Raw genomic sequence first — 7,465 nt, 5'->3', positions numbered from 1 at the left:
GGTGCTTGTTTTGCTTGAGCAAGTACAGAAGTAGATGCTTGTTGCAAAATTTGTGACTTAGTCATAGACGTTGTTTCTTTCGCAAAGTCAGTATCTTTGATTCGGCTCTTAGACGCATTCACATTTTCGTTGATGTTATCTAAGTTGTTGATTGCACTATCAAAGCGGTTCTGGAATGCACCTAGCTCTGCACGGTGACTATCCACATACTTCATCGCTGCATCGACAATCGCTACTGCTTCTTGTGCTCCACCTACGCTACGAACATCAATGGTGTCTACTGATACTGATGTTGGGCCACTCATTCCAAGCTCACCCGCTAGGCTTCCACCAAAGGTCACATTACCTTCAACTGAGTTGTTACCTGCGAATACTTGAAGGTTGCCGCTTTCATCTACTGACGCACTGACTAGGTCTTGTTGACCATTGATGTAAGTTGCTAGCTCTTCAATATCGTCACCTTCTTTCGCATCGATAGTGATTTCGCGAGCCGCACCAAACTGGTCAGTAACACCAATTGTTAGCTGTGCATCTTTCGATACTTCCCAGTTCTTATCAATTTCGCCCGTTGCTTGATACGTTGAGCCACCCATTAGACGGTTGTCTGAACGCATGTCTTTTAGCTCAAGCATTACGGCTTCACCGTTATCCGCACCGATTTGGAACGATTTAGTACCGTGAGTACCGTTAAGTAGCTTGTTACCACCAAAAGACGTGGTTTCAGCGATACGGTTTAACTCATCGTTCAGTGCACCAATCTCTTCTTGAATCGCCACACGCTCTTCTGATGAGTTAGAGCCATTTGATGATTGTAGGTTCCATTGACCCATTAAGGTCGTTTGCTGCGTTATTCAAATGACGTTGTGCTGTCATTGCCGCTACGTTTGTATTTACATTAACTGCCATGGTGATTTCTCCAATTGATTTTCCGGTTGTAACGGTTTCCGACGTCTCGGAAAACCAAGTAGTTCTCTCAAAGTTACTTTCATTAACGGCGTGGCGAATAAATCCTTTAGAAATAATTCCCTTTTTTTTAACTTTTTTTGCTAAAAAACAGTTCAATGTGATCAAGTGCTTAAAACCGTTTTTTTTAAGACAATTAGCGCTAAAGTATGCTGAGAGTTGGTCGATATAGGCGGTTAACTTAAATTTTTGGCCGTGTTAAAGGTGTAAATAGTCGTTATTACCCCGTCATTTCTGAGTACAGAGTTCAGAACGCTATCTATCTATTCAGTGAAACAAAGTTACCTGAAGTAATGCCATCCCTTAGCAAGATTATCCGCACAGAAAAAGGCTGCTGATCCGTAAGCATCGCTTAAGCTGAGTCGCAAAACAGATACTTGGCAGTTGGGAAGATACGATGGAATAACAAAGTATTTAAGGAAGTTTATCTGGGTTTAGAAAAGGAAAAAGCCCCTATCCTTTGAGAGAACCGGGGCCGTTCGCAAGCCAGCTGCCTATGTGGAGATCGAGAGAAATGACACATAACTGGCTTAGCGCTGCACTTTAAACCTTCCAACCTTCAGCAATGAGAGTGAGAGAGCATCAGGTTTTATTATTTAAAGTGCCATTGCCAACCTCAAGTTACTACTGAAAGACCCACGTCTGTGCCTATCAACGACGAGTAATCTGAGGTTCAACGATGCTGTTACTGAAGTAACGACATTGCAGAGTTTGGCAATTGTTTTGCTTGAGCAAGTATGGAAGTACCTGCCTGTTGCAAAATTTGGTTTTTAGTTAATTCTGTTGTTTCTTTAGCAAAGTCAGTGTCTTTAATACGACTCTTCGATGCTTCAACGTTTTCTTGGATATTAGCCAAGTTATTGATGCTGTGACTTAAACGGTTCTGTTTCGCACCAAGATCTGCTCGCTGGCTATCAACATATTTAAGCGCGGCATCCAAAACACCTACCGCATTTTGAGACCCTTTCACCGTGGTAACATCAACATCTTGCGCAGTTGTATTTATCGCTTCAGCACCCGCGATGCCCACTTCACTCGCCAGTGAACCAGAAATTTCTAGGCCACCTGCAACATCAGGTTCAGCAACAAACAGTTGAAGGTTACCGTTTTCACCTACTGATGCCGTCACTTTATCGTTCTGACCATTAATATAGGTGGCAAGTTCTTCAATATCGTCGCCCGCTTTGGCTTGAATATCGATAACGGTTTCTTCATTTTCGCCGTCAGCTGCAAACACAAATTTCAGATCCATTTTGTCTGCTGGAACAACCCAATCTTTACCGATAACCTTACCTTCTGGTAATTCTGCGAAGAATGTCTCTCCACCCATGCGGTAATCGTCGGCTCGGATGCTGGTTAGCCCCATAATCATCGCTTCACCGGAGTTAGAACCAATCTGGAAGGCTGCTTCACCAAATGAACCATTTAGAAGTCGACGGCCACCAAACGATGTGGTTTCTGCAATACGGTTTAACTCATCTTGCAGTGCGCTCACTTCTTCGTTCAATGCTTCACGTTCAGAGAAGGAGTTTGAACCATTCGCTGATTGCAGTGACAAGTCACGCATACGTTGCAGAATCGCAGTCGACTCATTCATAGCACCTTCCGCCGTTTGAGCGATTGAGATGCCATCATTAGCATTACGCATTGCCACGTCTAAGCCTCGTGATTGAGCATTTAGACGGTTGGATATTTGTAGGCCCGCAGCATCATCTTTTGCACTATTAATTTTGTGCCCTGATGACAAGCGTTCCATCGATGTATTTAGATTATCCGTCGCTTTATTCAAATAACGCTGAGACGTCATTGCCGCGACGTTAGTACTTACTGTAACAGCCATATTTTGCTCTCCTGTTGAGTTCGCAAGTAGTTTGCGAAGCGGTCAGCTTAAGTCTCATTTGGATAAGCACTGACCGTATAGTTACTTGCTGAACTTAGCGCTAACGCTAAGCTCAAATCGTATTCATCAATTATGATTTAATACATTCAAGTAGCGTGCCACTTTTTCCATTACTAATTTATTTTTTATTAATTCAATTTAAACAATCACTTATAAGGTACAACTAACGATCGCGCCCCCTATTTTCTTGTTTAACTTGTCAATAAGGCGGCAACTTTTCGAGTTACATATTTTGCCGCTTTATCTTTTGCCACTTAATTTATCCACATTCATTTAGCTCGTACGGCATTTGCACATACGGCATTTCAAAATTAGATGTAGTTAAATAGAGTGAGATCTTTTGTTTTTCCAAACGCTTTTTGTGACGCTTCTAATGCTATCGAGTTCTCATTAAAATCAATCACCGCTTGGGAGTAGTCTAAATCCTCAAATGCACTTTGCGATTTTGCTAATGTCAGCTTAAAGTCCAAATGAAGATCTTTTTGAATATCTAAGGTGTTCATGCGAGCACCAACATCCGTTCTGGCTTTGCCCAAATGAACGAATGCAGCATCAAATTCTTTTGTTATTCGGTGTAGAGCCGCCGTCGCTGAAGAGTCTGAAACGGACGTTTCTGACAGATCAATGGCATCTTTAAAGCTTTCAAATATGCTAAAGGTTTTACGAGGCTCTAACGAAATAGTGTCCCCTGCGGTTATCTGCCCTTTTAGCTGAATAGAAAGGTCTTCAAACTTAATGCCTTTAGCTGGGTCAAATACATCCGCTTGGACAACACTGCCATCTTGTTCCAGTTGATAACCAAATTTTCCAGTCCCCATATCAACGAAGGTGATACGGTAACTTGAATTATCGGCATAATCTAAATTCGTCGCACGCTCTAGCAATAGCTCCGATGCTGTTTGCAATTGATAGCTTGGTTGGTAATCACCAAATGGGTTATCAACCTGCATATACATTTTGCTACCAGGATCATTGGTTGGCATTTCAAGCTGATTGGATATCTTCATTTTGCGCTGGTAGTCATCACCGGCGTAGCTAACATTCCCTTCGTTATCACGAAAGAACGGCTGATTCTTCGGTTTCGTTCCTGCAAAAATATAGTTACCAGATTCATCCTGACTATTTGCTAATGTCAGCAGGTTATTTGAAATTTCTTTTAACTCTCTGGTTTTCGCCATTCGATCTTCAGGAGAGTGTGAGCCGTTAATCATTTCCATAACGGTACGCTTAGCTTTATCAGCATAATCTTCTGAATTTGCCACCAGTACTTCATGGTGTTCTAAGCGATTGCGAACCAAAACAATGGCATCCATATATTGGCGAAGCTGCTCCGACTGCTGACCAATACTTTGTATATAGTGAGTGGCCAATGGATCATCACTCGCGTTGAGTAACTTCTTACCTGACGCAAGTTGTGCTTGATTATGGAAAACCTTGTTCTCTTGACGGCGAAGGTCATTCTGTACAGATTGGAAGTTATGAAAACTTGTGATTCTACCGACCATTTCTCACCTCCTACCTTAACGCCAAAATGGTGTCAAAAGTGTCATTTGCCGCTTGCATAATCCGTGATGACGCCATGTATGACTGCTGAAACTTCATCATATTGGCGGCTTCTTCATCTAGGTTTACACCTGATATTTCTGCCACCCGCTTAAGAGCGGATTCGTTTTCTAGGCGAGCTACTTCAGCCAGCCTAGATGCGGTGGACATTTTTAAACCAACATTGGTATTGAGGTTATGGTAGATCTCTACAATGGTAGAATTATTGTCATCTAAGGTTCTTGCCGTCTGTAAATCTTGCATTTTCAACAAGTTACCGTTATCCCCTTCAGATGCAGTAAGGTTGGCAGCAAATTTATCATTCGCAATAGCCCCTTCCGATAAAGTAAAGGTTGTTCCTTGAACGGTAATTGGCCCAGAAGGTGGATAGCTTTGTGGTTGAAGCAGTACTTTGCCGCTCATATCTAAAACGGCAAATTGGTCACCTTTTGGTGAGACTACAACCTGAAATTCTTTTAATGCACCGGCAGTTAATACGCGAAAATCGGCTTCGCCTTGAGCAAATGTTGCCGAGCTTTGATAACTTTGAGCGGCAATTTTTGCCGGATCATTCATCATCACTTTAATCTGTTCAGCACCAAATCGTACCGGACGAACGATGATTCTTTCACCCGCTTTGGGGGCACTGCCGATCTCTATACGCATACCATCGATATAGAGAGCCGAGTTTTGTGGTTCAGCTTTTACCACATCTCCCGTTGGTTTAATTATTGTGTAGTCACTACCATCATAACGAAGGTGGTAATCACCATGTTGAATCTTACTGATGTCATCGATATAAACCGCCATATCAGCTTCAGAGTCAATTTGTTGCAATACACGATCTCTTGCCACACGCTCTGAATTCACGTCGGTAAACAACAACTCACCCACATTACCTCGTAAATCAAGTCCTTGAGCCTGCAGTTCATTCACGCCATAGGATATCGATGTTGCAACGCGGCCTAGTTCATCTTGAACATAAGGTATTAACTCATCACGCATCTTGAACAGCGAGCCCAAGCGCCCATCAATACCTTCACTCTTAATGACTTTAACGCCTTTACCTTCCACAAGTGCCATTCGACGTTGGTTAGGATCTGGCGAACCATTGACCATAGTAAGACGACTCGCCTCTGTGCCGGACACCAACGTATGTCCACTACCAATATGAACGTTATACCCTTCATTATTGGAACGTGTGGTTACCGTTACCTTAGTATATTCCGATAGCTCTTTGACCAGTTTTTCAAACGTATCCATCAGGTCGTTGTGCGGCCCTGGAGTGCGCATCATCAACTTGTTGATATCGCGAATCTCAGTACCAATTTGATTCACTCGCTCTACCGCCAAATCCAATTTTTTATTGGTGTTTGACGACTCTTGGCGTACGACTTCATAAAAGGTATTCAGGTTCTGGCTAATCAGCCCTGCTTTCTCCATGACGACTTTTCGTGCTCCTAAGTCGTTAGGAGAGTCTGCTAACGTTTTTACTGAGTTGAACCACTCATTAATGTTTTCAGGTATTTTTTTAGACGCCAGAGATGACAACATATTAGTCAGCATATCTAAATGCTCTTCGTCATCTTTGCGAGTAGCGTTGTTGGTGGTGGCGACATTTAACTCATTAACGGCAAATTGATCCCATGAGCGGCGAACATTTTCCACATGTACGCCCATACCGTATGTTTCACCACCATATTGCCTAGGCATATTGGTGCCTTGAATAACCGATTGACGGCTAAAGCCTTCGGTATTCACATTCGATATATTATGACCTGTGGTGTTGAGTTGTCTCTGAGCGGTTAATACGCTCTGAGTACCAACATTCAACAAATCCGATGCCATAAAGCCCCCAAAAAAACCAATTCAATACGATAAATACGTTATCTCTTTACAGTAGATAGCAATTTATGTGCCATTTTGTAATGGTTGAGTGGAAACAGAAGGAATATTGTTAGAAAAAGGCAGAGTTGTTGCGATGAAAAAACTTGGACACAAAAATTGTGCAGCTAAAAGCATTCACTAAAAATCGAAATAAAACAATAATTTAGTTGACTATAAGTCACGACGTGAGTCTACAAAAGGAGATGATGATAAAAAAGGGCAACCGCCCTTTTCCATCTTACATTTGATCAATGCGCTGTTTTACTTTCAACACTTTATCAACGTAGTTAGGATCCGTCGCGTATCCTGCTTTATGGATGCCACGAATAAACGATTCAGAATCACCATTGTGTTTTAATGCCGTCTCATATCGTGGATTTTGGTTTAAAAAGCGCACAAAGTCATCAAAACTTTCTTCATAATTATTGTAAGAACGGAAAGCCGCTTTCTCTTTAACCGGCACGTTGTCATGAAACTCTAACGTTTGTGTGGCGACTTTATCGCCTTTCCAACTGCGGTCGGCCTTAATATTAAATAGGTTATTACTGTTGCCTAGCGAGTTCTTCACCATTTTTTGCCCCCAGCCAGTCTCAAGAGCGGCTTGAGCAATAAGTAGCGATGGGTCTACACCAAGCGCCTTCGCTGCACGTTCAGCATAAGGCGTCATTGAGCTGACAAAATGTTGAGGTGTTTCAAACGAAGACGGTTGTGATGCTGCCGAAGAGGGGGCTTTCATTTGCTCAATCGCTTGTTCTGCTGCTTGATTGGCTTGAACATTGTTCACTGGCATATCTGCTGTTGCATTCAGTGCCGCATTACGCATCACCACTTCCGCATCATCTTGCGGCAATCCAGCGCCCAACTGAGCAACAATCATATCCGCCAAACCTAATGAACCAGATGCGCTTATCTCACTGGCCATCTGGTCATCCATCATTTGTCGATAAAAGTCCTGACTTTGGCTTTTCAACATATCCGATTCAAATGCGGAGTTAGCATCACGCATTGACTTAAACAACATGTTGGTAAAGATAGCTTCAAACTGCTTTGCCGCGGCATGTAGCGCGGCTTTCTGTTCTCCGCTGTCACTATTTACCGCATTTTTTCTTAAAGAATCTAAGCTCGCTATATCATGGATAAAGCCAACATCATTTGCATCGTTTATCATGAAAT

General features: G+C 42.5%; 4 protein-coding genes and 1 pseudogene. All 5 read right to left on the bottom strand.

Annotated elements, in window-relative coordinates:
- Positions 1-906 (bottom strand): annotated as a pseudogene (locus F0227_RS18310) (flagellin); the annotation flags it as partial.
- A 742-nt stretch (positions 907-1,648) separates the two neighbouring features.
- Complete coding sequence (locus F0227_RS18305) at positions 1,649-2,803, bottom strand: flagellin (protein ID WP_171754692.1); 1,155 nt, start codon at positions 2,801-2,803, stop codon at positions 1,649-1,651.
- A gap of 371 nt (positions 2,804-3,174) precedes the next feature.
- Positions 3,175-4,368, bottom strand: coding sequence for a flagellar hook-associated protein FlgL (gene flgL / locus F0227_RS18300; RefSeq protein WP_171754691.1), 1,194 nt, complete (start codon positions 4,366-4,368; stop codon positions 3,175-3,177).
- 10 nt (positions 4,369-4,378) lie between these two features.
- Positions 4,379-6,253, bottom strand: coding sequence for a flagellar hook-associated protein FlgK (flgK, locus tag F0227_RS18295; protein WP_171754690.1), 1,875 nt, complete (start codon positions 6,251-6,253; stop codon positions 4,379-4,381).
- Between the two features lie 277 nt (positions 6,254-6,530).
- Positions 6,531-7,460, bottom strand: coding sequence for a flagellar assembly peptidoglycan hydrolase FlgJ (gene flgJ / locus F0227_RS18290; RefSeq protein ID WP_171754689.1), 930 nt, complete (start codon positions 7,458-7,460; stop codon positions 6,531-6,533).
- Between the last annotated feature and the right edge of the window lie 5 nt (positions 7,461-7,465).

This window comes from Vibrio sp. 99-8-1 (genome assembly GCF_013114595.1).
Lineage (GTDB): Bacteria > Pseudomonadota > Gammaproteobacteria > Enterobacterales > Vibrionaceae > Vibrio.
The sequence above is the reverse complement of the archived record's forward strand: the minus strand, read 5'-3'. Positions and strand labels throughout refer to the sequence as shown.